This is a genomic window from Enterobacter cloacae complex sp. P2B (assembly GCF_014895985.1).
In the GTDB taxonomy this organism is placed as follows: domain Bacteria; phylum Pseudomonadota; class Gammaproteobacteria; order Enterobacterales; family Enterobacteriaceae; genus Enterobacter; species Enterobacter bugandensis.
Genome location: NZ_JADBQQ010000004.1, coordinates 213,193 through 238,235, shown reverse-complemented (window position 1 = coordinate 238,235; position 25,043 = coordinate 213,193). Strand labels below are relative to the sequence as shown.

Genomic DNA, 25,043 nt, shown 5'->3' with positions numbered 1-25,043 from the left:
AAAATTAATATTCAGATTATGAATTCAATTGAAAAAGGATATTTTCATGTATATGGGTAAAAAAGTATTGTTAGCGGTTGCGATGGCTGCCATCGTTTCGGGTTCTGCTTTTGCTGATGACCAGGGTTCCGGCAAAATCAAATTCAAAGGCGTGGTCATTGATGCACCGTGCAGCATTGCACCAGACAGCGTTGATAAAGAAGTGGACCTCGGTGAAGTTACCACTGCCGTGATCAACGCTAACAAAAAGTCTACCGCTGTTCCGGTTGATATCAATCTGGAGAACTGCCAGCTTGACGATCCGGCGGACGAAACGGATACGCCAGTGACCAAAGTTGACGTGACCTTCACCAGCGCAGCAACTGACGCTACTGACACCAGCCTGATGAGCAACACCTATGCAAGCGGTGCTCAGAACGTCGGTGTTCGTCTGCTGGACAACAACGAAGCCAACATCACCCTGGGTTCGGCTCAAACGGTCGATCTGCTGGCGGGTTCCACCACTCAGACTCTGCACTTCAAAGCATTAATGGAAGTTGCTCAGGGTAAAACTGCCACAGCGGGTCAGGTTGAAGCGACTGCCAACTATGTGCTGATGTACAAATAAGGCAATGCATCACGATAAAACCGGCTGGCATTATTTGCCAGCCGGTATGTGATATTATTTTGGTAACAGGATGATGACATATAAATTACAATCTAAAATCATCATTGCGTCCCTGTTAATGACGAAGATTGCCTCTGCCACCGAGTTTAATATCAATGCCATTGATAAAGACCAGCGGAGTAGCGTTGATCTCTCCCTTTTTAAAAATGAAATAGCGGTTACCCCTGGCAGCTATTTTGTTACCGTATCCATTAACGACACACCGCTGGCTAACGGCTGGCAGCTTAGCTGGAAAGAGGTAAATAACACGGTACAGGTGTGTATTCCTCCTGAACTGGCGGATACGTTTGCCCTGAAAGAGGAAGTCCGCGACGCCTTACCCGAAAAAGAGGGATGCGTCGACTTTTCCTCCAGACCGGATATCACCTTTAATTTTGAACAAGCGACCCAGACGCTGAAGGTCACCGTACCCCAGGCATGGTTGCAGTACCGCGCCGCCGACTGGATGCCACCCGCAACGTGGGACAATGGCGTACCGGGCGTGATTCTGGATTACAACCTGTTCGCCAGCCACTATCAGCCCAGCGACGGCAGCAGCACCAACAACGCCAACACCTATGGCACGGCGGGCGCGAATATGGGCGCATGGCGCCTGCGCAGTGATTATCAGTACAGCCAAACGCATACCGATGCAGGTTCGGATCATGACGGACGCTTTTCGCGCGTCTACATGTTCCGCCCTCTTCCTTCACTTGGTGCTAAGCTGACGCTGGGTGAAACGGACTTCCAGTCCTCAATCTTTGACGCTTTTACCTATACCGGCGCCTCCCTGATCAGCGATGAGCGCATGCTCCCCTGGTCGCTGCGTGGCTATGCGCCACAAATTACCGGTATCGCGCAAACCAACGCGACCGTCACCGTCAGCCTGGCCGATCGCGTAATTTATCAAAGTAAAGTTCCGCCTGGCCCCTTTGTTATTCAGGATCTTAACCAGTCCGTTCAGGGGACGCTGGACGTAAAAGTGACGGAGGAAGACGGGCGCGTCAGCACCTTCCAGGTCTCGGCGGAATCGGTGCCTTTTTTAACGCGTAAAGGGCAGGTTCGCTACAAGCTGGCGGCGGGTAAAGCGCGTAAAGACGCCTCTCATGACGTCGAAGACACCGGTTTTATGAGCGGTGAATTCTCATGGGGAATGCTGTCAAACACCTCGCTCTATGGCGGGACGCTTGCCGACGGGGATCATTACCGTTCCGTTGCCGCCGGGATCGGGCAAAATATGGCGCATCTGGGTGCCCTCTCTTTTGACGTCACGCAGGCCACCAGCCAGCTCCCCTTCCAGGATAGCCAGACGGGTTACAGCTATCGTTTTAACTACAGTAAGCGTTTCGATACCACCGGCAGCCAGCTTACGCTTGCCAGCTACCGCTACTCCGATCGGAAGTTCCTGAGCTATGCCCGCTTCCTTGATTATGACGACAACGATCGTCAGACAGAAAAGCAGACGTTGAGCGTAACGGCCAGCCAGTACATCAGCCCGTTATCGCTCAACCTCTACGTCAACGTACTGCGTCAGACCTGGTGGAATGAAGCCCCGTCCACGACGGGAAGCATTACCGCAGGCTATAACTTTGATCTGGGACGCTGGAAAAACCTCGGCGTCACCCTCTCCTGGAGCAAAACGCATTACGAAGATGAAGACGACGATACGCAGTTTTATCTTTCCCTGAGCGTACCGATCGATCCGGATCATCGTCTCAGCTACGATCTGCACAACAGCGATAGCCTGAGCCAAAATGTCTCCTGGTACGACACGTCCGATCGCAATAATACCTGGGGCGTCTCCGCGGGGACGGAGAGTGAACACGCGGACGCGGGCGCACAGATGAGCGGTAACTATCAGCATTATTCACCGTTTGGCGATCTGAATATCTCCGGAAGTTATAAAGCTGATGAATATAACTCCCTGAGCGCCAGCTGGAATGGCTCGTTTACCTCAACGGCCAAAGGCGCGGCGCTGCACCGTCGCAGCTACGGTAACGAACCGCGCGTGATGGTCAGCACCGACGGCGTCGGCAACATTCCGCTGAACATGTCGCGGGATGAAACCAACCGCTTTGGTATCGGCGTTTTACCGTCGGTTTCCAGTTACTCTCCCGCCAGCGTACAGGTCAATCTGGATAACCTGCCTGACGGCGTCGATGTGGACAACCGCATTACGACCACCACCTGGACCGAGGGGGCGATTGGCTATCGCCAGATTGCGACGCGCGCAGGCAACGATATTGCCGGCATTCTACGTACGCCAGCCGGCACCCCGCCGCTGGGCGCGATTGTTCATCTACTGGAAAGTGACCAGCAAATCGGCATGGTCGCCGACGAAGGCCACGTCTGGCTGGGTGCGGTAGAGCCTGAACAACAATTCCGGGTAACGTGGGGTGACAATCAGCAGTGTCGCTTCTCGCTGCCTTCACACCTTGAAAACAGTATGCAGTTGATACTGCCATGCCAGTAAGAAACCATGATGAAACTGACCTCATTCACTAGCCTGTGCCTGATGTTAATCGGCACCGCATTTACCACCCACGCCGCCGTTAACCTGGACCGCACCCGCATTGTGTTTCCGGAAAGCGATAAGGCCAGCAGCCTCAAGATTGATAACCAGAGCAAAACATTGCCTTATCTGGCGCTCTCCTGGATAGAAGATGAAAACGGACGCAAGGAGGACAGCCATTTTATGGCGCTTCCGCCGATTCAACGTCTTGAAGCGGGCGCCTCGTCTCAGGTCCGGATTGTGAAGCAGGCTGCGACCGCCCGGTTGCCGAAAGACCGGGAATCGCTGTTTTATTTCAACCTGCGCGAGGTGCCGCCGAAAAGTTCCAGCGCGAGCGAGGAACGCAGCGTCATGCAGGTCGCGATGCAGAGCAGGATCAAACTGTTCTGGCGTCCCAAAGCGATCGCCAAAAAGGCAGGCGATCAGGCAGAAATGCGTATGGAAGTCACCGCAAACGCGAAAGGGCTCACCGTGCATAACCCTACGCCTTATTACATCACGCTGGCGTGGCTGAGCAAAAATGCGAAAACCATGCTGCCCGGTTTTGACAGCCTGATGATCGCCCCGTTTGCGACGGCGACAACCTCTACCGGTGACTATCACGGCAACTACTACAGCATTGGCTACATCGATGATTACGGTGCGCTGAAAAAGGTCGACGCGCAATGTTCAGGTACGGCGAAATGTACACTCAGCGAGCATAAGGTCGATAAAGATGCGCAAGCTCGCTAATCTGCTGTTCCTGCTGCTGATATCCGCTCTGCCCGTAAGAGAAGCGCTGGCGCTGGACTGCTATCTTGGTACTTCAGGCGGGCCGGTTGAAGAGACAAAAACCATCTCGCCCTTTGCTATCCCCAGCAACGCGCAGGTGGGGCAGAAAATCTGGGAATCAGATGACATTAAAATCCCGGTCACCTGCGATCACAACGTCAACGGCGGCTTTGAGCCGGAAGACGTATTCGCCTGGGTTAACCCTTATCCTGCCGCAACGGACCCTTACTATGAGCTTGGCGTAACCTACGAAGGGGTGGATTACGATGCCACGGGCCAGCCGAATGGCGTGGACACCCGCCAGTGTCTTGATAACAAGAATATCCTCATCTATACCCCGGATCAGATACGGCAGATGGGCTGGGAAAACCTGATCTGCTCAGGAAACCCGGATGACATTCATCCGACACGCACGTTTATTGCCCGCTTTCGCCTGTTTGTAAAAATTAAGGCGATTCCGCCTCACGGCTACGTGAGTTCCCTCGGCGATTACATCGTGGTGCAGTTTGACGGTAAAGGCGGGGTCAACCAGATGGCCGACGCGAAAAACCTGAAGTATCACATCAACGGCTTGCAAAACATTACCGTTCTGGACTGCGGGGCAACCTTCAGCATCTACCCTGAAAACCAGGAGATCGATTTTGGCACCTTCAGCGCTCGCGACATCGTGAACCAGAAAACGCGCGTTCGCGAATTTACGGTCAAAACCACCAAGGTGCAGGACGCGCAGTGCTCTGATGGATTCAAAATGGACTCGTCATTCTACACGAACGAAAAACTGAGCGCTGACGATACGGCGCTATTGATTGGGAATGGGCTAAAACTGCGTATTCTGAACGGAACGGATCCGTTTACCTTCAACCACTACCAGGAGTATGCCGATTTCACCGGGAGTACGTTGCAGTATGAGCAAAAGTACACGGCAGAGCTGTCGTGGGATGAGGGAAAAGCGATCCAGTCCGGACCGTTTGAAACCGTAGTGCTGTTTAAAATTAACTACCACTAGCGACAAAAAAGCCGGGTTTCCCCGGCTTTTTCACATCAGCTGTCTCAGCTGGCCTTGCGCTCGTGCGCCTGGCGGTACTCCACCAGATCTTCAATTGTGACAACCGGCATGTTGTGCAGACGCGCAAAGGTGATGCACTCTGGCGCGCGGGCCATGGTGCCGTCATCGTTGGTCAGTTCACACAGCACGCCCGCAGGCTTAAAGCCCGCCAGTGTCACCAGGTCGATCGTCGCTTCGGTGTGACCACCGCGGGTCAAAACGCCGCCCGCCTGCGCGCGCAGCGGGAAGACGTGGCCTGGACGATGCAGATCGGAGGGTTTCGCATCGTCAGCAATGGCGGCACGCACGGTGGTCAGGCGGTCAGCCGCCGATACACCGGTAGTCACGCCATGCGCCGCTTCAATGGTCACGGTAAAGCCGGTACCAAAGGCGCTGGTGTTGTTCTCAACCATCATCGGCAGCTCGAGCTGCTTACGACGATCTTCGGTAATACACAGGCATACGATGCCGCTGCCGTGACGGATGGTCAGCGCCATCTGTTCAACGGTCATGTTTTCGGCGGCAAAAATCATGTCGCCTTCGTTTTCACGGTTTTCATCGTCAAGCACCATCACACCGCGGCCTTCGCGCAGTGCATCCAGTGCATGTTCAACACGTTGAGTTGAAGTGCCAAAAGAGGAAAGTAGCGTCTGATTCATGGTAAAAAAACCTCATTAACATTATGGTTACCAGAATCAGGGCAGTCTTAGGAGCGCCGTATAAGCGGCAAAAAGATAACGTGAGCGGGCCCATGCCCGACTGGATCGTTACTCTCTCCCATCCGGACTCTAACCGTCGGCCCCGGAATTACACCGGATCTGCTGACCTTTGAGAATTCACCCAAAGCGCTCGCGGGCTTTCAGCGCTAAGCTGATTTACCGCCGGTGGGGAATTTCGCCCCGCCCTGAGAATAAGCGAGATAACTATAACGCTATTGATTAACCTGGGCAATGCATAAGCTTCAAACAAATCTGCTTTATCCTGGGTCATGACGCGCTACAATGTTCATCAACACCGACTTATCAAGGGAAGCCATTATGATTGACCCGAAAAAAATTGAGCAGATCGCGCGTCAGGTTCATGAGTCCATGCCAAAGGGCATTCGTGAATTTGGTGATGACGTTGAGAAGAAAATCCGCCAGACGCTGCAGGCGCAGTTGGTTCGCCTTGATTTAGTCAGCCGCGAAGAGTTTGACGTGCAGACCCAGGTTCTGCTGCGCACCCGCGAGAAGCTGGCGCTGCTGGAACAGCGTCTGAGCGAGCTGGAAAACCGCAATGCGCCGGAAGAAGTGAAGCCGGCACCGGCCATTCCACCGGTGGACGATCAGGAGTAAGTGCGGCCTGATGCCCTCTCCCACAGGGAGAGGGTGAAAAAAAACGGGCCAACTGGCCCGTTTTTTACTGACTGTCTTTCTGGATCTTCTTGATGATGTTGGTGGTTGAACACCCGTCCTCAAAATTGAGCACCATCACCTCACCGCCGTTGGCCCAGACCTCTTCGCTACCTGCGATTTGCTCTGGCTTGTAATCGCCGCCCTTCACCAGCAGGTCTGGCAGGATCCCGGCAATCAGGCGCTGCGGGGTATCTTCTTCAAACGACACCACCCAGTCCACCGCTTCCAGCGCGCCAAGCACAATCATACGTTGCTCGAGCGGGTTCACCGGGCGCGTTTCGCCCTTCAGACGTTTGGTCGACGCATCGCTGTTCACTGCCACAATGAGGCGATCGCCCAGCTTGCGCGCATTCGCCAGATACGACACGTGGCCCGCGTGCAGGATGTCGAACACGCCGTTGGTCATCACCACCTTTTCACCGCGCTTGCGCGCGGCGGCAACGGCCACCTTCAGCTCGTCTTCGGTCATGACGCCAAAACCGGTATCCGCACGCCCGCGCACCGCGTTTTCCAGCTCGATTGGCGAAACGGTTGAAGTACCCAATTTACCGACGACCACGCCCGCCGCGGCGTTCGCGAAGTAGCACGCCTCTTCCAGGGAGTTACCCGCCGCCAGCGTTGCCGCCAGCACGCCGATCACCGTATCACCGGCACCGGTCACGTCGTACACTTCCTGCGCCTGGGTTGGCATATGCAGCGGCGCCTTGCCCGGCTGCAGCAGCGTCATCCCCTGCTCGGAGCGGGTGACCAGCAGCGCGGACAGCTCGAAGTCAGCAATGATCTTCATGCCGCGCTCAACCAGTTCTTCCTCGGTTTTGCACTTGCCCGCCACCGCTTCGAACTCAGAAAGGTTTGGCGTCAGCAGGGTTGCGCCGCGATAGCGCTCAAAATCGGTGCCTTTCGGGTCGATCAGCACCGGTACGCTGGCTTTACGCGCCAGCTGAATCATCGTTTGCACGCTCGCCAGCGCGCCTTTGGCGTAGTCAGACAGCACCAGCGCACCGATGTTGCCCAGCGCCTGGTTAATGCGCTCGTGCAGCGGCTCGGGATCAACGCCTTCGAACCCTTCTTCAAAATCGAGGCGGATCAGCTGCTGGTTACGCGACAGCACGCGCAGCTTGGTGATGGTTGGGTGTGTCGGAACAGAAACGAAGTCGCACTTCACGTTCACGTCCGCCAGCGACTTGCTCAGCGCACGCGCCGCATCGTCGATACCGGTCAGGCCCACCAGACGCGAGTGCGCGCCCAGCGAGGCTATATTCATCGCCACGTTTGCCGCGCCACCTGGACGCTCTTCAATGGTGTCGACCTTAACCACCGGTACCGGCGCTTCAGGAGAGATGCGGCTGGTCGGCCCATACCAGTAGCGATCCAGCATCACATCCCCGACAACCATTACTCCAGCACGTTCAAACTCTGGCAGTGTTACTTTCATTCCTGACTCCAGAAAGATTCACAATTTGCGCGCGATAATATCACACTTGTTTTGTTACGCACGGCTCCACCAGCCATTTCTGCCAGCTTGCCGTCACCTGGGCGCGCTCTGCGGTAAAACAGTCCAGCGCCACGTGGCCCGGCTGTTCCTGCAACGCCAGGTGATGAAGTTCATCGCGCAGCGTGGTGTAGGCGCGGGTTAAGGCCTGCGCCTCCTGCTCGTCCATAATGTCGTTTTGCGCCAGCAGTTCCAGAATGCGCACGTTATCGGACCAGCGGGTTAACTTCGGCTTGTCGTGGGCATGCAGTAGCACCAGGTACTGAGTGATGAACTCAATATCGGTAATCCCGCCCTCATCGGCTTTAATATCAAAGCGATCGCGATGTTTGTTACCCAAATGCGCGCGCATTTTCTCACGCATTTCGCGCACTTCAGTTTGCAGGGTGCTGCCCTCGCGCGGGGTCGTCATGACTGACTTGCGGACCGCATCGAACTGCGTTTTGAGCTGCGGATCGCCGTACACCACGCGGGCGCGCACTAACGCCTGATGTTCCCACGTCCAGGCTTCGTTCTTCTGATAGTCAGCAAAAGCGTCCGTCGAGGTGACCAGCATGCCTGCCGCGCCGGACGGGCGCAGACGCGCGTCCACCTCGTACAGAATGCCCGACGAAGTGCGGGTGCTGAACAGGTGCATTATGCGCTGGGCCAGGCGCAGGTAGAACTGCCGCCCGTCAATCTCACGTTCGCCGTCGGTCATCACGTCAACCGGGCAGTCGTGCAGGAAAATCAGATCCAGATCGGAGCTGTAGCCCAGCTCCCAGCCGCCCAGCTTGCCGTAACCGACCACGGCAAACCCTCGCCCCTCGCGGTCAGCAAGATGCTTCGGCTGGCCATAGCGGGCCACCATCTGCACCCACGCCTGGTGGACTACCGCGTCGATGATCGCCTCCGCCAGCCAGGTTAAGTGATCGCTCACTTTCATTACCGGCAGCGTACCCGCGATATCCGCCGCCGCTACGCGCAGCATCTGCGCCTGCTTAAACTGACGCAGCGCCTCCAGCTGCTGCTCTTCGTCCTCTTCCGGCACGCGCAGCAGATACTGGCGCAGCTCGTCGCGGTAAGCGTCCGTCGCCGTCGGCTGATAGAGCGTGTTCGGGTCAAGCAGTTCGTCCAGCAGCAGTGGGTATCGCGCCAGCTTGTTGGCCACCATCGGCGACGCGGCGCAGAGGGAAATCAGGTGTTTCAGCGCCCCCGGAAACTCGCTCAGCAGTTCAAGATAGGTGGTACGCGTGATAATCCCGCTCAGCAGCGGCATCATGCGCGACAGCGGCACCGGCGCATCCTCGCGGGAGCAGACGTCGCTCAGCAGATGCGGCATCAGATGATCCAGCACCTGCCGACCGCGCGGGCCAATGGCGCGCTTGTTCAGCTCAAGGCGGAAATCGGCAATCAAGGCCACCACGCGATGGCGGGCATCGTCGCTTAAGTGCGCCAGCACCGGCGTGGTGTCATCTTCCTGGAGCGCGTCCTGCCACAGTTCGCGCCAGTGCTCGGAGAGCGCATCGTCCGGCGATTCACTTTCGTCGTCACCAATAAGATCGTTAAAGATGCGGCGCACGCCTGCCATATGGGCATCCAGCCGTTCGGTCAACGTTGACCAGTCATCCGCCCGCATGCCCCAGGCCAGGCGCGCCCGGTTAAGGTCATCGCCCGGCAGGGTCTGGGTCTGTTCGTCGTTAATGCTTTGCAGCAGGTTTTCCAGACGGCGCAGGAACAGATAGGCCTCGCGCAGGGTTTGCGCGTCGCCGTACGGAAGCAAATGCAGTTGCTCAATGGCGCTCAGCGTCGGCAGTAGCGAGCGGGACTGCAGCGACGGCTCGCGCCCGCCGCGGATCAGCTGGAAGACCTGAACGATAAATTCGATTTCGCGGATGCCGCCCGCGCCAAGCTTGATGTTGTCCTTCAGACCGCGACGGCGCACCTCGCGGGCGATCATCCCTTTCATATTGCGCAGGGACTGGATCACGCTAAAGTCGATGTAACGGCGGAACACGAACGGGCGCAGCATGGCACGCAGCTCATTGGCGTAGGCGTCGTCGCTGTCGCCCATGATCCGCGCTTTGACCATCGCGTAACGCTCCCAGTCGCGCCCCTGCTCCTGGTAATAATCTTCCAGCGCGGCGAAGCTCAGCACCAGCGGGCCACTGTCGCCAAACGGGCGCAGGCGCATGTCCACGCGGTAAACAAAGCCGTCCTGCGTAGGCTGGTCCAGCGCCTTAATCAGACGCTGCCCGAGTCGGGTAAAGAACTGGGCGTTATCCAGCTCGCGACGACCGCCTCGCGTGGCGCCATTCTCCGGCCAGGCAAAGATCAGGTCGATATCCGAGGAGAAGTTCAGCTCGCAGCCGCCCAGCTTGCCCATCCCCAGAATCAACAGCGGCTGCGGAACCCCTTCTTCGCTGCACGGCGTGCCCCACTCTTTACAGCAGGCGGCGTAGAGCCAGTCCCGCGCGGCGACAATCAGCGTCTGCGCCAGCTCGCTCAACTGCTGCAAGGTGCTCTCTTCACTCACCAGCTCCAGCGCCTGCGCCCAGGCAATGCGCACCATCACCCGGCGGCGGAACTGACGCAGAACGCGCATCAGCGTGGCTTCATCCGCCACCTCTGCCAGCGCGGTTTGCAGCCAGCCAGCATAGTGCCGCCACTCGTCAGCCTGCGGCGGCGCGCTTTCCAGCTCTGCCAGCCAGTCAGGATTGGCGCTGACGCTCTCCTGCACAAAATCACTGAACGTGAGCACGCTTTTCGCCTGCTCGCTTAACGATGACGCGGGTAACGACTCGGGCAGACGTTCGCAAACGGTTTGCCAGTGCTGCTGTAACTGCGAAGAAAGCGGCATATCAGGGGTTCCTTGCCAGAATTAACGTTTTCCGCTGTGCAGCCAGTATGGATCCTGCGAAATGGCTTCGTTGCGGAAATGCTCGATCTCAATCTGCTGACGGGTCTCAATGGCATGCTTAAGCCCCTGCCAGTTCTCCAGCCAGGCCTGCGCCTTCACGCCCTCGTACGCTCCCGACAGAAGCAATATGCTGTCGATATTACGCGCCAGGCGGGGAAGCTGGTCGGCATACTGGTCGCCCAGCGGATGCGCGAAGGTGGTTCTCAGCTCGGCGGCGTGGCGGGAAAGATGGATATCCGCGAAGCGTTTAAAGTTGTCTGCGATTTTGGTCTGCGCTTTTGCATCGAGGAAGACGCGCCAGCCGCGCGTCACCAGAAACTCGGTCAGCGCCAGTTTTGCCGCGGCATTTTGCGGGCTATAAAGCGCGGTTTGCGCCGACACGTCGGAAAGCAGCAGCGTTTCGGTCTGGGTCAGCAGATCGCGTAAGTGAGCGCTAGCTTTACGCGGTACGATACCGCCAAACAGCGTCAGGGTATGACGCACCAGTCCGATAGCGGCCAGCACCTGTTTTTTGGCATTTTTGACGTTACGCGCCCACAGTTCTTCATGGTACTGCCATTGGGAGAGCGCCAGCTCCAGCGCCGCTTCCATGCCCTGCTCAATGCTGGCTTTCGGGACGACGCGCAAAATCGGAGTCTCTCTCAGCACGCGTGGCGCATTTCCGGCAGCCAGGTGGTAGCCCCGCGCCGCTTTGCTCAAGCTGCCCTGACGTAAACCCGGCTGGCTTACCAGCTTGCGCGCCAGCTTCAGCACGTCGCTCGCATCCCCTTCCAGAAGTTCCAGCTCCAGCTCGCAGATCGGTTCCTGGAACTCACCCGCCTTCACCTCGCCTAAATCCAACGCGATTTCAATGCGGCTTTTGCCTTCCGTCACCAGCCATTTCTCGCGAGCGAAATCGGTGCTGAACAGCGGCTGCACCTGCCCAGCCAGCGTGGTGGGCAGTTCGCCTTCCGGCCAGACTTCCGCCGGGAAACGTTCCAGCTCAAGTTCTGGCTTACTGATGTCGATATTGTATTCCGGGCGCTGATGCAAACCGCCGACCACGCGGCCGGCGATTTTCATCGTCATCTCGTAGCGTCCGTTCGCGCCGCGGATGCGCAGCCCCATATCGTGGTTGCGCAGCCAGTTGTCCGGCGTTTCGTAGTAGATGTTGACCAACGGTACGGGTTCATGGTGCTCGCCGGAGAGCGTATTCAGATGCTGACGGAGCGCGTCAACGCTGTCTTTTTCGACGATAAATTTTAATTCGATTTCCTGAGCCATAGCCTTGTACTTTTGCGGGCGTCACAGACGCGTCAATGAGGGCGAACTTCCTCGCCATTTATTTGTCAGTACATAGTATTTTGCGCCAAATTGCCATGCAATGAGCAATTTGTCGGGCGTAAATGTGTAGAGTCGTGACACAGATGATTCTGATTGCTGATGAATGCTTTGCGTAGAGACACTGTTGCCACTACTATCGTTCCACTTTTTATGAAAATAACGACTAATGATGCTTAAATTACGCCTGATTGGACTTACTTTACTCGCTTTTAGCGCCGCAACCGCAGTGCACGCTGAAGAGAAGCGTTACGTTTCTGACGAACTTAACACCTGGGTGCGCAGTGGCCCCGGAGATAATTATCGCCTCGTGGGCACGGTGAATGCCGGCGAGGAAGTCACCCTGTTGCAGACCAACGCGGAGACCAATTACGGTCAGGTTCGCGACAGTTCCGGCCGTACCTCCTGGATCCCAATGAAAGAGCTGAGCACCGTGCCAAGCCTGCGCACCCGCGTGCCGGATCTGGAAAATCAGGTGAAGACCCTCACCGACAAGCTGAACAACATCGACGGGACCTGGAACCAGCGCACCGCTGAAATGCAGCAGAAAGTGGCGCAGAGCGACGGCGTGATCAACGGTCTGAAAGAAGAGAATCAAAAGCTCAAAAACGAGCTGATCGTCGCGCAGAAAAAAGTGAACGCCGCGAACCTGCAGCTTGATGACAAACAGCGCACCATTATCATGCAGTGGTTTATGTATGGTGGCGGCGTGCTGGGCGTTGGTCTGGTGCTGGGTCTGGTTCTGCCACATCTGATCCCAAGCCGTAAGCGTAAAGATCGCTGGATGAACTAATTCGTCTTCTCTGCCAGACTTACGTATCATTCTGGAAAAGAGAAAACGGGAGAGTTGGGCGTGAAGAGTTATCTGGTCGGTGGTGCGGTACGTGATGCGTTATTAGGTCTGCCGGTCAAAGATAAAGACTGGGTGGTGGTGGGCGCCACCCCGGAAGAGATGCTCGACGCGGGCTACCAGCAGGTAGGCCGCGATTTTCCCGTGTTCCTGCATCCGAAAAGCCGGGAAGAGTACGCCCTGGCGCGTACCGAACGGAAATCCGGTTCCGGTTATACCGGCTTCACCTGCTACGCCGCGCCGGATGTGACGCTGGAGCAGGATCTGCTGCGCCGCGATCTCACCATTAACGCCCTGGCCCAGGACGAAAACGGCCATATCATCGACGCCTACGGCGGGCAGGACGACCTGCGCGATCGTCTTTTGCGTCACGTCTCCCCGGCATTTTCTGAAGATCCGCTCCGCGTGCTGCGCGTGGCGCGTTTTGCCGCGCGTTACGCGCATCTGAGCTTCCGTATTGCGGATGAGACGATGGCGTTGATGACGGCCATGACCGAGGCGGGCGAGCTGGAACACCTGACGCCGGAGCGCGTCTGGAAAGAGACGGAAAATGCCCTCACCACCCGCAACCCGCAGGTCTTTTTCCAGGTTCTGCGCGACTGCGGCGCGCTGAAGGTGCTGTTCCCGGAAATCGACGCGCTGTTTGGCGTGCCCGCACCGGCGAAATGGCATCCCGAAATTGATACCGGCGTGCACACGCTGATGACGCTGAGCATGGCCGCCATGCTCAGCCCTGAGGTGGACGTACGTTTTTCCACCCTGTGCCACGATCTCGGCAAAGGCTTAACGCCGAAAGAGTTCTGGCCGCGCCATCACGGGCACGGTCCGGCGGGCGTAAAGCTGGTTGACGGGCTCTGCCAGCGTCTGCGCGTGCCGAATGACATCCGCGATCTGGCAAAGCTGGTCGCCGAGTTCCACGACCTGATCCATACCTTCCCGATCCTGAAGCCCGCCACCATCGTGAAGCTGTTCGATAATATCGACGCCTGGCGCAAGCCGCAGCGCGTGGAGCAGATTGCGCTCACCAGCGAAGCGGACGTGCGCGGTCGCACCGGGTTTGAAGCGTCCGATTATCCCCAGGGGCGTTTGCTGCGCGAAGCGTGGGAAGTCGCAAAAGCGGTGCCAACGAAAGACGTGGTTGAGGCAGGATTTAAAGGCCCGGAGATTCGCGAGGAGCTAACCAAACGGCGGATTGACGCGGTTACCGCGTGGAAGGAAAAGCGTTGCCCTCAGCCGAAAGAGTGAGGGCAATCGGTTATCAGAAGAAGACCACGTACACCGCAGCCGCGACGATAAAGCGGTAGATCGCGAACGGAATAAACGAGATACGCTTAATCAGCTGCAGGAAGGTTTTGATGGCAATCAGCGCCACGATAAAGGCGGTGATAAAGCCCACGGCAAACATCGGAATATCACCTGTGGTCAGGAAGCCAATGCTTTTGTAAAGGTCCAGCGCGGTGGCGCCCATCATCATCGGCACCGCCAGCAGGAACGAGAATTCGGACGCCGCATAGCGGCTCACGCCCATCAGCATCCCGCCTGAAATGGTCGCACCTGAACGGGAGAAGCCCGGCCACAGCGCCAGACACTGGAAGCAGCCAATGATAAACGCCTGACGATAGGTCATATCGTCCAGGCCTTCCGCACGCGGGACTTTTGGCTTCAGCACTTCCGCGGCAATCAGCAGGAAACCGCCCACCACCAGCGCGTACATGACGTTAATCGGGTTAAACAGCGATTTAATGGTGTCGTGGAATACCAGCCCCAATACCACCGCCGGGATCATCCCGAGCAGGATGTGAATCAGCGTCAGGCGGCCTTTGCCCTCTCCTTCACGCTGCGGCAGACGGCCAAAATGGATGCCTATCAGGCCAAACAGGCGACGCCAGAACATCACCACCACCGCCAGAATCGAGCCCAGCTGAATTACCACCTCAAACGTCTTTGCGGTATCGCCTTCGAAGCCCAGCAGATGGCCAACGATAATCATATGGCCCGTACTGGAAACCGGCAAAAACTCCGTCAATCCTTCGACCACACCCAGAATTGCCGCCACCAGCAGCGAGTGCATATCGCTCATCTATAAACCCCTAAAAAAGATATAAAAAAACGGTCGCCCCTAACGGCTACCGTGAAAGATACAGCCTTAAGACCGATATAACCTAAAATGGTTTAGCAATTATGACGTTAAATCTTTCCTTTCAGATTTGTGCCACGCTCGATAATCACGCCTACGTTGGCGGCGCGCGCCACCGCGCCCGGCTTGCTCAGCTTAATGCGTACCCACGGTGAGTTGAATTTGGTCAGCAGCAGATCCGCCACCTCTTCCGCCACCCGTTCCACCAACGCAAAACGCTGTCCTTCCACGTGGCCGATCACCGCTTCGCTGATGTCGGCATAGCTCAGACAGTCATTCACGTCATCGCTTTTTGCCGATTTGCGGTTATCCCATCCCATTTCGATATCGAACACCAGTTTCTGCTCGATGGTCTGTTCCCAGTCGTAAACACCAATTGTGGTGATTACCGAAAGTTGCTCTATAAATACAATATCCATCACGACCTGCCTGCTTTTTGGCTAAACCGGATACCACTTCCGGCGAATTATGCGTATTATCCACAGATGCTGAGAATACAGATACATTTTCAAAACGGAACAGCGTTATGAGTGCAATCGCGCCTGGAATGATCCTCCTCGCCTATCTTTGCGGCTCAATCTCCAGCGCCATTCTGGTCTGCCGCATTGCCGGGTTACCTGACCCGCGTGAAAGTGGTTCCGGGAATCCGGGAGCGACCAACGTGCTTCGAATTGGCGGCAAGGGAGCAGCCGTAGCGGTTTTGATTTTTGATGTTCTGAAGGGGATGCTACCCGTCTGGGGCGCGTATGCGCTGGGCGTCACGCCATTCTGGCTGGGGCTCATCGCCATCGCCGCCTGCGTCGGCCATATCTGGCCCGTATTCTTCGGCTTTAAAGGGGGCAAAGGGGTGGCGACCGCCTTTGGTGCCATCGCGCCCATCGGATGGGACTTAACCGGCGTCATGGCCGGGACCTGGCTGCTGACCATTCTGCTGAGCGGCTATTCGTCGCTGGGTGCCATCGTCAGCGCGCTGATTGCCCCGTTTTACGTCTGGTGGTTTAAACCCCAATTCACCTTCCCGGTATCGATGCTCTCCTGCCTGATTCTGCTGCGTCATCACGACAATATCCAGCGCTTGTGGCGACGCCAGGAAACGAAGATCTGGACGAAGCTCAAGCGAAAGAAAAAAGATCCCGAGTAGGCGGTTAGTTATGCCTTATAACCAAATGTGATTTTTGTCACCTTCTGCCTGTGGTAACTGTTAGAGACACAACACAACCACACAAAAAGAAAATGGCAGAAATCACAGACACCACTCCCCTTTCAACGGCAGGAATTCCCCCTGATGGCGACATTCAGTGGGTGCGCAGTGCATCGGACGTTTCACGTCTCGTTAATGACGGCTCACAGGGCCGGGCTAACGCCCGGATCGTGGTGGGTATCGCTCTGGGCGGGATTTTCCTCGATGCCTACGATCTGGGCGCGCTGGCGTTCGGCATTAAAGACATCACACGCGAATTTAACCTGACGCCCGCCGGTACCGGCATGGTGGCCTCGGCGATTACCTTTGGTGCGATTGTCGGGGCGCTGCTTGGCGGTTACCTAACGGATAAAATCGGGCGCTACCGCGTCTTTATGGCCGACATGGTATTCTTTGTCGTCGCCGCTATCGCCTGCGCGCTGGCCCCGAATGAATATGTGCTGGCGGGCGCGCGCTTTGTGATGGGCCTTGGCGTGGGGATCGACCTTCCCGTGGCGATGGCGTTCCTGAGCGAGTTTGCCAGGCTGAAAGGGCCGGGCAATAAGGCCTCCAGCGTCGCGATGTGGTGCCCTACCTGGTATGCGGCGATCAGCATCTCTTACCTTCTGGTTCTCTTTTTCTACGCCGTGCTGCCGGAAAGCCACAGCGACTGGCTGTGGCGTTTGATTCTCGGCTTTGGTGCAGTACCCGCGCTGGTGATTATCGCCATCCGCAGCCGCTATATGAGCGAATCGCCGGTCTGGGCGGCGAATCAGGGCAACCTGAAAGAGGCGGCGTCCATTTTGCGGCAGTCGTACAATATTAACGCCCACGTCCCGCAGGATGCGCTCACCCAGCCTGCGCCTGTCGTGAATAAAGCCAAATGGTCGAACTATCTGAACCTGTTCCGCGGCATCTATCTGCGGCGTACCACGCTCGCCACGCTGCTGTCCGTCGTCTCCTCGTTCGCCTATAACGCCGTGGCCTTTGGCCTGCCGGTGATTATTTCAAGCTTCTTCGTGCAGTCTATGCTGACCACTATTGTGATCTCGCTGGCGCTGAACCTGCTTTTTGCGTTTATCGGCGGATTACTGGCGGTGCGCTACGTGCCGCGCTTCGGCGCCTGGCGGATGTCGCTGGCGGGTTACGCCTGTCAGCTTGTGGCGCTGCTGGGGCTGGCGCTGATTGGTCGACCGGACGGTGCTTCTGAAGGGGTGCTTGCCGTGGCGATGCTGGCGCTTTTCCTGTTCGGTCAGGGATTTGGCCCGGGCGCGCATACCATGACGTTCGCCTCGCTGAGCTACCCGACCTCGCTGCGCGGTGTGGGCGTGGGTCTCAACCAGACGCTGATGCGCAGCAGCTCCACGCTGTCGCTGTTTCTGTTCCCGCTGCTGGTCGCGTCTCTCGACACCGCCGTGTTCTGGGTGATTGCGCTGGCGCCGTTTATCGGTCTGGCGTCATTGCTGGCGATCCGCTGGGAGCCGTCCGGGTATGATGTGGATGCGGAGGACTACCGGTAACGACACATCGCTTCGGTGGGTTCAGCCCCACCGAAGTGCGCTTACAAATCTTCCAGCAGCGTTCGGGAGAGTTTTTTTAGCATTTCCAGCTCATCATCATTCATCCGCATGCTGCAGCGAATCTGGTCCGGCAGCGCCATCACCTGCTTTTTCAGTTCTTTCGCCTTATCGGTCAATACGACATTTTTCATCCTTTCATCCCCCACAACCGCGATACGGTTGAGAAAACCTTTTGCCTCAAGCTTCTGAACCAGCGGGGTCAATGTGCCTGAATCAAAATAGGTTTTATCGCTGAGATCGCGAAGCGGGATGTTGTCTTTCTCATAAAGCGCCATCAAAACAACAAATTGCGGATAGGTCAGATCCATCTCCTGCAGCAGGGGGCGATACTGGCGCACGAACGCATTGGTGACCGAGTACAGCGAGAAGCACAATAAATCATCTAGTGTTTTGTTTTCTTTCATTTTTCTATCAACCCTGAATCTGTTGTCTAAAAAAAATTATAAATAATGTTTGACTAAAAGTATCTTGCGCGCAAGTATTACACCAACAATTAAGTAGCGCACTATTTAGTTATCCAATCAAATACGTTAAAAGGGGTACCACCATGAAAACATTAACCGCCATCCTGATTTCTTCCGTCTTCGCGTCAGCCGCGGCATCCGCTCAAACCACCAATACTCCAGCCCCGACCGCAGGCGTACAGGCATTTCTTGATGTCCTGAATGCTGGCAAAGGGAAACCGATGGAACAGATGACCCCGCAGGAGGCCCGCCAGGTACTGATCGGCGCACAGCAAGGAGCAAAATTGCCGCCCGCTCAGGTGACTGAAAAAACGATCCAGGTCAATGGCCAGACGATCGCCCTTAAAATTGTGAAGCCTGAACATGCTGCCGGTACGCTCCCGGTATTTATGTTCTTCCACGGTGGCGGTTGGGTGCTGGGTGATTTTCCAACCCACGAACGTTTAATCCGCGATCTGGTTCGCGCATCAGGCGCCGCAGCGGTTTACGTTGATTACACACCGTCACCTGAAGCCCATTTCCCGGTGGCAATCAATCAGGCCTATGAAGCGACAAAATGGGTAGCCGAGCACGGCCAGGAAATTGGCGTGGACGGCAGCCGTCTGGGCCTGGTAGGTAACAGCGTGGGCGGCAACATGGTGGCTTCAGTGGCGTTGCAGGCCAAACAGTTTAATGGGCCAAAAATTCGCTACAACGTGATGCTCTGGCCAGTGACGGACGCCAGCTTTGATACGGCTTCCTATCACCAGTTCGAAAATGGCTACTTCCTGTCAAAAAACATGATGAAATGGTTCTGGGATAACTACACCACCAGCGCTGCCGATCGTAACAATATCCTTGCCTCTCCGCTTCGCGCCAGCACTGCACAGTTGAAAGGCTTCCCGGAGACGCTGATTCAGACAGCTGAGCTGGACGTTCTGCGGGATGAAGGTGAAGCATTCGGGCGTAAACTGGATGCGGCTGGCGTCCCGGTGACCGTCACGCGCTATAACGGCATGATCCACGATTACGGCCTGCTTAACCCGCTGAGCCAGGAGCCAACGGTTAAAGTCGCCCTTGAGCAGGCAGGTGCAGCATTGCATGACCACCTGAAATAGGATCGTCATGCTTCATACAGAGCACGGCCCCGGGCCGTGCTTTTTAATTCCCTCTATCCATAAGCGACTCATATGACAGCCTTCATTTCCGCCAGGGCATACTGAAACGACCCCGATGATGCGCAGATGGAAGCAGCATGTTAGCAGCTCAGGTCACTGATAATACGTATAAAGGCTGGCAGGCGTCGCTTGCCCTGCAGTTTTGTCACGCCCCTGAGAAAACCCTCCTGCGTTCCGCGCGCCACGTCGGGCCGCTCACCGTACAACGTCCGTTTTACCCCGAAGGAAAAACCTGCCACCTCTATCTGCTGCACCCGCCCGGCGGCGTCGTGGGCGGCGATACGCTGGATATTTCCGTTCGGCTCGATGCCAAAAGCCACGCGCTTATCACCATGCCCGGCGCCAGCAAGTTCTACCGCAGCAGCGGCCCGCAGGCGCGTCTGAGCCAGCACTTTTATCTTGATGAAAACGCCACGCTGGAGTGGCTGCCGCAGGACACCATTATCTTTCCCGGCGCGAACGCCGCGCTGTGTTCCGTCTTCCACCTTAAGGCCTCCAGCACGCTGCTGGCGTGGGAGCTGTACTGCCTGGGCCGCCCGGTAATCGGTGAGACCTTCAGCCACGGCACGCTGGAGAGCCGCCTTGAGGTGTGGGTGGATGACGAACCGCGCCTGATAGAGCGCCAGCACCTCGGCGACGGCGATCTCACGCCCGTTGCCGGACACCCGTGGATCGGCACCCTGCTGTTCTATCCGGCCCGGGAAGAACATCTCGACACGGTGCGCGCGCTGCTCGCGCCTCTGGGCCATTTTGCGGGGGCAACGCTCACCGACGATCTGCTGTCGGTGCGTTTTCTCTCCCACGACAACCTGATTTGCCAGCGGGCGATGCGCGACATCTGGCAGTCGCTTCGCCCGCTTCTTACTACCAAAACCGCCTGTTCGCCGCGCATCTGGCAGACATAAGAGAAACGTTATGGAACTGACCCCCAGAGAAAAAGACAAGCTGTTGCTGTTTACCGCCGCGCTGGTTGCCGAACGCCGCCTTGCGCGCGGGGTAAAGCTCAACTACCCGGAATCGGTCGCGCTGATCAGCGCCTTCATCATGGAAGGCGCGCGCGATGGCGAAACCGTCGCCTCGCTGATGGAGGCGGGCCGCCACGTCCTTACGCGCGATCAGGTGATGGAGGGCGTGCCGGAGATGATCCCGGATATACAGGTGGAAGCCACCTTCCCGGACGGCTCCAAGCTCGTCACCGTCCACAACCCGATCGTGTAAGGAGCACGTGATGATCCCAGGTGAATACCAGATCCAGCCCGGCACTATTGCGATCAACGTCGGGCGAGACACTCAAAGCGTGATTGTGGAAAACCACGGCGACAGGCCGATCCAGGTCGGATCGCACTACCACTTTTACGAGGTCAACCCCGCGCTGAAGTTTGATCGCGAAGCCACCAGGGGCTACCGGCTGAACATTCCGGCGGGCACCGCCGTGCGCTTCGAGCCAGGCCAGAAGCGAGAGGTGACGCTGGTGCAGGTGACGGGCGCGCAGCGCATTTTTGGCTTTCGCGGCGAGGTAATGGGCGAGGTGAAACATGGCTGAAATTTCACGTCAGGCGTATGCCGACATGTTCGGCCCCACTACCGGGGATAAGGTGCGGCTGGCGGACAGCGAGCTGTGGATCGAAGTGGAAGACGATCTCACGGTCTACGGCGAAGAGGTCAAGTTCGGCGGCGGGAAGGTGATCCGCGACGGCATGGGTCAGGGGCAGATGACCGCTGACGGCTGCGTGGATCTGGTTCTCACCAACGCGCTGATCGTCGATCACTGGGGGATCGTGAAGGCCGATATCGGTGTGAAGGACGGGCGGATCTTCGCCGTCGGCAAAGCCGGGAACCCGGACATTCAGCCCGGCGTGACGATCCCGATCGGCGCCGCGACGGAAGTGATTGCCGCCGAGGGGAAGATCGTCACCGCTGGCGGGATCGACACCCACATCCACTGGATCTGCCCTCAGCAGGCGGAAGAGGCGCTGGTCTCCGGCATCACCACCATGATTGGCGGCGGCACCGGTCCGGCGGCGGGCACCAACGCCACCACCTGCACGCCGGGGCCGTGGTATATCGCCCGCATGCTGCAGGCCGCCGATACGCTGCCGGTGAATATTGGCCTGCTCGGCAAAGGTAACGGCTCCAACCCGGATGCCCTGCGCGAGCAGATCGCCGCCGGCGCCATCGGGCTGAAGATCCACGAAGACTGGGGCGCGACGCCCGCGGCGATTAACTGCTCGCTGGAGGTGGCCGAAGAGATGGATATTCAGGTGGCGCTGCACAGCGACACGCTGAACGAGTCCGGGTTTGTCGAAGACACGCTGGCGGCCATCGGCGGGCGCACGATCCACACCTTCCACACCGAAGGCGCGGGCGGCGGCCACGCGCCGGATATCATCACCGCCTGCGCGCACCCGAATATTCTGCCCTCTTCCACCAACCCGACCTTGCCCTACACGGTGAACACCATCGACGAGCACCTCGACATGCTGATGGTTTGCCATCACCTTGACCCGGATATCGCCGAGGACGTGGCGTTTGCCGAATCCCGCATTCGCCGGGAGACCATCGCCGCGGAAGACGTGCTGCACGATATCGGCGCGTTCTCGCTCACCTCGTCAGATTCGCAGGCCATGGGCCGCGTCGGGGAAGTGATTATCCGCACCTGGCAGGTGGCGCACCGCATGAAGGTCCAGCGCGGCGCGCTGCCGGAAGAGACGGGCGATAACGACAACTTCCGCGTGAAGCGCTATGTCGCCAAATACACCATTAACCCGGCGCTGACCCACGGCATCGCCCATGAAGTGGGCTCGATTGAGGCGGGCAAGCTGGCGGATCTGGTGGTCTGGTCCCCCGCCTTCTTTGGTGTAAAACCGGCCACCATCGTCAAAGGCGGGATGATCGCCTGCGCACCGATGGGCGACATCAACGCCTCGATCCCCACGCCGCAGCCAGTGCATTACCGCCCGATGTTTGGCGCGCTGGGCGCAGCACGTCACGCCACGCGGCTGACGTTTGTTTCTCAGGCGGCCCACGCTAACGGCATCCCGCAGCAGCTCAGCCTGCAGAGCGCCACGGCGGTGGTAAAAGGCTGCCGGACGGTGAAAAAGGCGGACATGCTCCACAACGCCCTGCAGCCGAACATCACCGTCGATTCGCAAACCTACGAGGTGCGCGTCGACGGTGAACTGATAACCAGCGAACCGGCTGACGTTCTGCCGATGGCGCAACGCTATTTCCTGTTTTAAGGAGTGAAGATGATCTACTTAACACAACGTCTGGACCACGCGCACCCGATCACCGCCAGCGTCACGCTGCCGATTGACGTGCGGGTGAAAAGCCGCGCCCGCGTATCGCTGAACGACGGTCGTGAAGCCGGACTGATGCTGCCGCGCGGCCTGCTGCTGCGCGGGGGCGACCTGCTCTGTAACGAAGACGGCAGCGAGGTGATTGAGGTGATCGCCGCCCCGGAGTCGATTTCCGTGGTGCGCTGCGCCGATCCGTTCCTACTCGCCCGCGCCTGCTACCACCTGGGCAACCGCCACGTACCGCTGCAGGTCATGCCCGGCGAGCTGCGTTATCACCACGATCACGTTCTCGACGATATGCTGCGCCAGTTCGGGCTGGAGGTAACCTTCGCCAGCCTGCCGTTTGAACCGGAAGCGGGCGCTTACGCCAGCGATACCCACAGCCATAGCCATTCTCACGCCCATTCACATTAAGGATCAATCATGCGTAAGTATTTACCGCTGTTACTGCTGGCTTTTTCCGTTCCCGCGCTCGCGCATCCCGGCCACGGCGCCGACAGCTTTCAGGCCGGTTTTCTCCACCCGCTGACCGGGCTGGATCACCTGCTGATGCTGACCGGGGCTGGCGTGCTATCTGCCCTGAGCGGCCGCAAGCTCCTGCTGCCGTTTGCCACCCTCGGCATGATGCTTGTCGGCGCCGTTGCGGGCAGCCTGCTCGGCGGCTTTAGCGGCATGGAGATGCTGATTATCGCCTCGCTGGCGGTCTGCGGCGTGATGATGTTTAAAACCGAAAACCGCCTGCTGCTGGCGGTGCCTGCCCTGGCGATGTTCCACGGCTGGGCGCACGGCGTGGAGATGTCTGGCCACAGCTTCTGGCTGTTCACCAGCGGTTTTATGCTGGCCAGCGCGACGGTGCTGGGCGCCAGTTTCGCCGCAGGCTTGCTGCTGCGCCGCCACGACGGTCTGCGTAAAACCTTCGGCGGCGGGCTGATCGTCTCCGCCCTGCTGGCGCTGATGAGCTGATGGAGCATGCCCGCCAGCGGCTGCGCCTGATGCAGCTCTCCAGCAGCAGCCTGCCGGTCGGGTCGTTTACCTGGTCGCAGGGGCTGGAGTGGGCCGTTGAGGCGGGCTGGGTTACGAGCACCGACGCCTTCAGGCGCTGGCAGATCCAGCAGATGGAGCAGAGCTTTTTCTGCGTCGATCTGCCGATGTTTATCCGGCTGTTCCGGGCCTGCGAACAGCAGGACGTCGCGGCAGCAAAACGCTGGACGGCATATTTGCTCGCCTGCCGGGAAACGCGCGAGCTGCGCGAAGAGGAGCGCAACCGTGGTGCGGCCTTTACGCGCCTGATTAAAAGCTGGGAGCCGAACTGCCCGGCAGAGTGGCTGCCGCTGTTTGCGCAGAGCCAGCTCTGCGGCATGGCGTGGCTCGGCGTGCGCTGGGGCATTGGCGCGCGCGAGCTGGCGCTGAGCCTCGGCTACAGCTGGATAGAGAGCGCGGTGATGGCGGGCGTCAAGCTGGTGCCGTTCGGGCAGCAGGCCGCACAGCAGCTGATTATCGACCTGAGCGACCATTTTGCCGACGGGTTTGAACAGGCATTTTTACGTGGCGACGACGCGCTGGGGGCAGCTACGCCACTGTCGGCCATCGCCTCCGCGCGCCACGAAACACAATATTCACGACTATTCCGTTCCTGAGGAGTCAACATGGCTGATTACAAACATCCCCTGCGCGTGGGCGTGGGCGGTCCGGTAGGATCGGGCAAAACCGCGCTGCTGGAAGCGCTCTGCAAGGCGATGCGCGACACGTACCATCTGGCGGTGGTCACTAACGATATCTACACCAAAGAGGATCAGCGCATCCTCACCGAGGCGGGCGCGCTTGAGCCGGAGCGCATCGTGGGCGTGGAGACGGGCGGCTGCCCACATACCGCCATCCGCGAAGATGCCTCAATGAACCTCGCGGCGGTAGAAGCACTCAGCGAGAAGTTCGGTAATCTGGATCTGATCTTCGTTGAAAGCGGCGGCGACAACCTGAGCGCGACCTTCAGCCCGGAGCTGGCGGACCTGACCATTTACGTGATCGACGTGGCCGAAGGGGAAAAAATCCCGCGCAAGGGCGGGCCGGGGATCACCAAATCCGATTTTCTGGTGATCAACAAAACCGATCTTGCGCCATATGTGGGGGCGTCGCTGGAGGTGATGGAGCGTGATACCAACCGCATGCGCGGCGAGCGCCCGTGGACCTTTACCAACCTGAAGGCGGGTGACGGCCTGGGGACGATTATTGCGTTTCTGGAAGAGAAAGGGATGCTGCGGGTGTAGTCGTAAATTTCCCTCTCCCCTGTGGGGAGAGGG

At 58.1% G+C, this 25,043-nt stretch carries 25 protein-coding genes, 3 pseudogenes and 1 riboswitch; of the genes and pseudogenes, 20 read left to right on the top strand and 8 right to left on the bottom strand.

What is annotated here, in order from left to right:
• Positions 1-46 precede the first annotated feature (46 nt).
• Both IM313_RS03855 and IM313_RS22760 read left to right on the top strand, forming a co-directional pair.
• Positions 47-607: a fimbrial protein gene (locus IM313_RS03855; RefSeq protein ID WP_045261131.1), complete on the top strand. Its 561-nt coding sequence runs from the start codon at positions 47-49 to the stop codon at positions 605-607.
• Positions 608-677: 70 nt separating this feature from the next.
• A pseudogene (locus tag IM313_RS22760) lies at positions 678-1,157 on the top strand (FimD/PapC N-terminal domain-containing protein); the annotation flags it as partial.
• Positions 1,158-1,178: 21 nt separating this feature from the next.
• On the opposite strand, the pseudogene IM313_RS22755 reads toward IM313_RS22760, so the two are convergent.
• Positions 1,179-1,286 (bottom strand): annotated as a pseudogene (locus IM313_RS22755) (hypothetical protein); the annotation flags it as partial.
• Between IM313_RS22755 and IM313_RS03850 the strand changes: the two are divergent.
• The 4 genes and pseudogenes from IM313_RS03850 to IM313_RS03840 form a co-directional block, all read left to right on the top strand.
• A pseudogene (locus tag IM313_RS03850) lies at positions 1,236-2,852 on the top strand (fimbria/pilus outer membrane usher protein); the annotation flags it as partial. The pseudogenes IM313_RS22755 and IM313_RS03850 sit on opposite strands and share 51 nt — an antisense overlap.
• Entirely contained in the window at positions 2,850-3,119 is a 270-nt protein-coding gene (locus IM313_RS22750; RefSeq protein ID WP_369334934.1) for a FimD/PapC C-terminal domain-containing protein, read from the top strand. The pseudogene IM313_RS03850 and the gene IM313_RS22750, both read left to right, overlap by 3 nt.
• 9 nt (positions 3,120-3,128) lie before the next feature.
• Positions 3,129-3,890: a molecular chaperone gene (locus IM313_RS03845; protein ID WP_048959459.1), complete on the top strand. Its 762-nt coding sequence runs from the start codon at positions 3,129-3,131 to the stop codon at positions 3,888-3,890.
• Positions 3,874-4,935 carry a fimbrial protein gene (locus tag IM313_RS03840; RefSeq protein ID WP_063155327.1) on the top strand — a complete coding sequence of 354 codons (1,062 nt, stop codon included), beginning with the start codon at positions 3,874-3,876 and terminating at the stop codon, positions 4,933-4,935. The genes IM313_RS03845 and IM313_RS03840 overlap by 17 nt, the downstream gene beginning before the upstream one ends.
• 44 nt (positions 4,936-4,979) lie before the next feature.
• Here IM313_RS03840 and ribB read toward each other — a convergent pair whose 3' ends face one another.
• On the bottom strand, positions 4,980-5,633 hold the full coding sequence (gene ribB / locus IM313_RS03835; protein WP_028017147.1) for a 3,4-dihydroxy-2-butanone-4-phosphate synthase: 654 nt from the start codon (positions 5,631-5,633) through the stop codon (positions 4,980-4,982).
• A gap of 106 nt (positions 5,634-5,739) precedes the next feature.
• Positions 5,740-5,890, bottom strand: a riboswitch (FMN riboswitch).
• A gap of 121 nt (positions 5,891-6,011) precedes the next feature.
• On the opposite strand from ribB, the gene ubiK reads away from it, so the two are divergent.
• Complete coding sequence (ubiK, locus tag IM313_RS03830) at positions 6,012-6,308, top strand: ubiquinone biosynthesis accessory factor UbiK (RefSeq protein ID WP_028014454.1); 297 nt, start codon at positions 6,012-6,014, stop codon at positions 6,306-6,308.
• Between the two features lie 64 nt (positions 6,309-6,372).
• Here the strand turns inward: ubiK and hldE are convergent, their stop codons facing one another.
• The 3 genes from hldE to IM313_RS03815 are packed head-to-tail and all read right to left on the bottom strand — an operon-like array spanning position 6,373 to position 12,022.
• Positions 6,373-7,803 (bottom strand): bifunctional D-glycero-beta-D-manno-heptose-7-phosphate kinase/D-glycero-beta-D-manno-heptose 1-phosphate adenylyltransferase HldE, encoded by a 1,431-nt coding sequence (gene hldE / locus IM313_RS03825; RefSeq protein WP_003862540.1) that lies wholly within the window; start codon positions 7,801-7,803, stop codon positions 6,373-6,375.
• A 40-nt stretch (positions 7,804-7,843) separates the two neighbouring features.
• The gene (gene glnE / locus IM313_RS03820; RefSeq protein WP_192971902.1) at positions 7,844-10,699 is read right to left on the bottom strand and encodes a bifunctional [glutamate--ammonia ligase]-adenylyl-L-tyrosine phosphorylase/[glutamate--ammonia-ligase] adenylyltransferase; all 2,856 of its coding nucleotides are present in this window, start codon (positions 10,697-10,699) and stop codon (positions 7,844-7,846) included.
• Between the two features lie 21 nt (positions 10,700-10,720).
• Entirely contained in the window at positions 10,721-12,022 is a 1,302-nt protein-coding gene (locus tag IM313_RS03815) for an inorganic triphosphatase (protein ID WP_192971903.1), read from the bottom strand.
• A 229-nt stretch (positions 12,023-12,251) separates the two neighbouring features.
• On the opposite strand from IM313_RS03815, the gene IM313_RS03810 reads away from it, so the two are divergent.
• Both IM313_RS03810 and IM313_RS03805 read left to right on the top strand, forming a co-directional pair.
• A complete protein-coding gene (locus IM313_RS03810) occupies positions 12,252-12,872 on the top strand; it encodes a TIGR04211 family SH3 domain-containing protein (RefSeq protein ID WP_028014457.1) in 621 nt (206 codons plus the stop codon).
• Positions 12,873-12,932: 60 nt separating this feature from the next.
• The gene (locus IM313_RS03805; protein ID WP_028014458.1) at positions 12,933-14,174 is read left to right on the top strand and encodes a multifunctional CCA addition/repair protein; all 1,242 of its coding nucleotides are present in this window, start codon (positions 12,933-12,935) and stop codon (positions 14,172-14,174) included.
• Positions 14,175-14,187: 13 nt separating this feature from the next.
• Here IM313_RS03805 and bacA read toward each other — a convergent pair whose 3' ends face one another.
• Positions 14,188-15,009 carry an undecaprenyl-diphosphate phosphatase gene (gene bacA / locus IM313_RS03800; RefSeq protein WP_028014459.1) on the bottom strand — a complete coding sequence of 274 codons (822 nt, stop codon included), beginning with the start codon at positions 15,007-15,009 and terminating at the stop codon, positions 14,188-14,190.
• A gap of 107 nt (positions 15,010-15,116) precedes the next feature.
• Complete coding sequence (folB, locus tag IM313_RS03795) at positions 15,117-15,485, bottom strand: bifunctional dihydroneopterin aldolase/7,8-dihydroneopterin epimerase (RefSeq protein WP_028014460.1); 369 nt, start codon at positions 15,483-15,485, stop codon at positions 15,117-15,119.
• A gap of 107 nt (positions 15,486-15,592) precedes the next feature.
• Between folB and plsY the strand changes: the two genes are divergently transcribed.
• Together plsY and IM313_RS03785 are read left to right on the top strand one after the other, a co-directional pair.
• Entirely contained in the window at positions 15,593-16,207 is a 615-nt protein-coding gene (gene plsY, locus IM313_RS03790; RefSeq protein WP_014833311.1) for a glycerol-3-phosphate 1-O-acyltransferase PlsY, read from the top strand.
• Between the two features lie 92 nt (positions 16,208-16,299).
• Positions 16,300-17,766, top strand: coding sequence for an MFS transporter (locus tag IM313_RS03785; protein ID WP_028014461.1), 1,467 nt, complete (start codon positions 16,300-16,302; stop codon positions 17,764-17,766).
• Between the two features lie 41 nt (positions 17,767-17,807).
• Here IM313_RS03785 and IM313_RS03780 read toward each other — a convergent pair whose 3' ends face one another.
• Complete coding sequence (locus IM313_RS03780; RefSeq protein WP_047367377.1) at positions 17,808-18,230, bottom strand: MarR family winged helix-turn-helix transcriptional regulator; 423 nt, start codon at positions 18,228-18,230, stop codon at positions 17,808-17,810.
• A 143-nt stretch (positions 18,231-18,373) separates the two neighbouring features.
• Here IM313_RS03780 and IM313_RS03775 point away from each other — a divergent pair, with 143 nt between their 5' ends.
• From IM313_RS03775 to ureG, 9 genes are all read left to right on the top strand, one after another.
• On the top strand, positions 18,374-19,387 hold the full coding sequence (locus tag IM313_RS03775; protein WP_028014463.1) for an alpha/beta hydrolase: 1,014 nt from the start codon (positions 18,374-18,376) through the stop codon (positions 19,385-19,387).
• A gap of 137 nt (positions 19,388-19,524) precedes the next feature.
• Positions 19,525-20,352 carry an urease accessory protein UreD gene (locus tag IM313_RS03770; protein ID WP_192971904.1) on the top strand — a complete coding sequence of 276 codons (828 nt, stop codon included), beginning with the start codon at positions 19,525-19,527 and terminating at the stop codon, positions 20,350-20,352.
• A 10-nt stretch (positions 20,353-20,362) separates the two neighbouring features.
• Positions 20,363-20,665, top strand: coding sequence for an urease subunit gamma (locus IM313_RS03765; RefSeq protein WP_003862556.1), 303 nt, complete (start codon positions 20,363-20,365; stop codon positions 20,663-20,665).
• A 10-nt stretch (positions 20,666-20,675) separates the two neighbouring features.
• A complete protein-coding gene (locus IM313_RS03760; RefSeq protein WP_049000594.1) occupies positions 20,676-20,990 on the top strand; it encodes an urease subunit beta in 315 nt (104 codons plus the stop codon).
• The gene (gene ureC / locus IM313_RS03755; protein ID WP_192971905.1) at positions 20,983-22,686 is read left to right on the top strand and encodes an urease subunit alpha; all 1,704 of its coding nucleotides are present in this window, start codon (positions 20,983-20,985) and stop codon (positions 22,684-22,686) included. Before IM313_RS03760 ends, ureC begins: the two co-directional genes overlap by 8 nt.
• Positions 22,687-22,695: 9 nt before the next feature.
• Positions 22,696-23,160, top strand: a complete 465-nt coding sequence (gene ureE, locus IM313_RS03750) for an urease accessory protein UreE (RefSeq protein WP_192971906.1) — start codon at positions 22,696-22,698, stop codon at positions 23,158-23,160.
• A gap of 9 nt (positions 23,161-23,169) precedes the next feature.
• Entirely contained in the window at positions 23,170-23,709 is a 540-nt protein-coding gene (locus IM313_RS03745) for a HupE/UreJ family protein (RefSeq protein ID WP_049000588.1), read from the top strand.
• The gene (locus IM313_RS03740) at positions 23,709-24,383 is read left to right on the top strand and encodes an urease accessory protein UreF (RefSeq protein WP_192971907.1); all 675 of its coding nucleotides are present in this window, start codon (positions 23,709-23,711) and stop codon (positions 24,381-24,383) included. The genes IM313_RS03745 and IM313_RS03740 overlap by 1 nt, the downstream gene beginning before the upstream one ends.
• A gap of 9 nt (positions 24,384-24,392) precedes the next feature.
• Positions 24,393-25,010 carry an urease accessory protein UreG gene (gene ureG, locus IM313_RS03735; RefSeq protein WP_022651876.1) on the top strand — a complete coding sequence of 206 codons (618 nt, stop codon included), beginning with the start codon at positions 24,393-24,395 and terminating at the stop codon, positions 25,008-25,010.
• Positions 25,011-25,043 lie beyond the last annotated feature (33 nt).